This window comes from Mesorhizobium sp. M7A.F.Ca.CA.002.09.1.1, from assembly GCF_003998555.1.
Taxonomy (GTDB): Bacteria; Pseudomonadota; Alphaproteobacteria; order Rhizobiales; family Rhizobiaceae; genus Mesorhizobium; species Mesorhizobium ciceri.
Genome location: NZ_RZRR01000988.1, coordinates 1 through 1918 on the forward strand (window position 1 = coordinate 1; position 1918 = coordinate 1918).

A 1918-nucleotide genomic window follows, 5' to 3' on the forward strand; every position below is an offset into this window, starting at 1 on the left:
GTCGGCAATCGCCCCGGCAAGGAGCCGTTCGTGGCCCGTTGCCTGAGCGGGCCGAGTGCCGACCAATCGCTGGCGCCCTGCGAGCGCGACATCCAGGTCGGCGACGAACTCAGCCTCACCTATCGCTTCCCAAGGGAGTTTCTGGGCGATTGGCAGGCGCTCGACGCGGCAATCGCCACCGAAGCCGGGCGCGTTCTGAAGGCGGGACGTTAAGAACGCTTCAAGGGAACCGGCTGGCCGGCCGCATGAGCCGGCCGACCGCAAGATTTGCTGGCTCAGGCCAGATCGATGTCGAGAATCGCCATCGAAAAATTGTAGTCGCCGTCGTCCTCGTCCTTGAAGACGATGCCGAGGAATTCGTCGCCGACATAGACCTCGGCCGAATCGTCCTTGCGCGGCCGCGCCTTGACCTCAAGCTTGGGGTTTTGGAAGACGCGCTTGAAATAGGCGTCCAGCTTTCTGATTTCGTCCGGCTTCAACAGTCTTCTCCGATCATCGGGCTTGCTCGTTCGAACGCGCTTCTGGCACGTCGACAATGGCGATGTAAAGGCAAGCGGCCTGATTAAGGTCTGTTGATATTCACGTGAGGCCGGCCTGCAAATGGCGGTTTCCTGCGCTTCCCCGTTCTACCGCGTCGCGGTAGAACTGTGCTCACGTACCCAAACGTACGCTCCGCTCCGGTTCTCGGAACCCACCATTTCGGCTCGGCCTGACCTGAATCTCAAAAGACCTTGGGCGAGAACAATCGCCCATGTCTGCCCACGGCCTCAGGCAGCGGACATATGACAATCAGATGTCGAAACTGACGACCTGATCCATCGTCTGCGACGGCAAAAGCTGGTCCATCTGGCGCGACGGCTGATCGCAGCCGGTCTCGCCGACGACGCGGGCCGGCACGCCGGCAACCGTCTTGTTGTGCGGCACAGGCGACAGCACCACCGAGCCGGCCGCGATCTTCGAGCAATGGCCGATTTCGATGTTGCCGAGTATCTTGGCGCCGGCGCCGATCAGCACGCCGTAGCGGATCTTGGGGTGGCGGTCGCCGCCGGCCTTGCCGGTGCCGCCCAGCGTCACGCCATGCAGGATCGACACGTCATCCTCGATGACCGCGGTCTCGCCGACCACGAGGCCGGTTGCGTGGTCGATGAAGATGCCCTTGCCAATGCGGGCGGCCGGGTTGATGTCGGTCTGGAAGACCGAGGACGAGCGGCTCTGCAGATAGAGCGCGAAATCCTTGCGCCCCTGGTTCCACAGCCAATGCGCCAGCCGATGCGTCTGGATGGCGTGGAACCCCTTGAAATAGAGCACCGGCATGATGAAGCGGTCGCAAGCCGGATCGCGATCGTAATAGGCCTGGATGTCGACACGCACCGTCGTCGGCCACTCCTTGTCGTCGGCCAGCATGGACTTGAAGGTCTGGCGGATGAGATCGGAGCCGATGTCCTGGTGCGCCAGCCGCTCGGCCAGCCGATGAATGACTGCTTCTTCCAGGCTGTCCTGGTTGAGGATGGTCGAATAGAGGAATGCAGCGAGCAGCGGGTCGCGGTTGACAGCCTCCATGGCCTCGTCGCGGATCGAACGCCAGATCGGATCGACCGGCTTCAATGCGCTGTGTCGGGAAATGCTGATGCTGTTCATCGCCGTCTCGTCCTGCGTCCTGCCTGGCTTGCCTGTTGTGCTTGCCTGCTGCCCGGCCGCACATATAAGCCAGATCATAGCACGATTGAACTCAATTTTCCTTAGTGCTTTGTCAAATGGATTTGGTTCGCGGGAATTCAAGCAGCCATGGAAAACGAACCCTTGATCGACGACGCGCTGAAAAGCGAGCTCTCAGGGCTCTACCGGGCACAGGGCCGCCACTACCACAACCTTGCCCATATCGAGTCTATGCTGGCGCTGGCTGGCGCCTATCGAAGTT

At 61.3% G+C, this 1918-nt stretch carries 2 protein-coding genes and 1 pseudogene; 1 reads left to right on the forward strand and 2 read right to left on the reverse strand.

Annotation, left to right across the window (positions count from 1 at the left end; translation table 11 throughout):
* Positions 1-213 (forward strand): annotated as a pseudogene (locus tag EN994_RS29285) (hypothetical protein); the annotation flags it as partial.
* Positions 214-275: 62 nt separating this feature from the next.
* Here the strand turns inward: EN994_RS29285 and EN994_RS29290 are convergent.
* The gene (locus tag EN994_RS29290) at positions 276-479 is read right to left on the reverse strand and encodes a DUF3126 family protein (RefSeq protein WP_013531334.1); all 204 of its coding nucleotides are present in this window, start codon (positions 477-479) and stop codon (positions 276-278) included.
* 310 nt (positions 480-789) lie between these two features.
* The gene (cysE, locus tag EN994_RS29295; RefSeq protein WP_013531333.1) at positions 790-1638 is read right to left on the reverse strand and encodes a serine O-acetyltransferase; all 849 of its coding nucleotides are present in this window, start codon (positions 1636-1638) and stop codon (positions 790-792) included.
* Between the last annotated feature and the right edge of the window lie 280 nt (positions 1639-1918).

Excerpts from the sequence above, each read along its gene's own strand:
- cysE (WP_013531333.1), bottom strand. The coding sequence starts at position 1,638 with ATGAACAGCATCAGCATTTCCCGACACAGCGCATTGAAGCCGGTCGAT.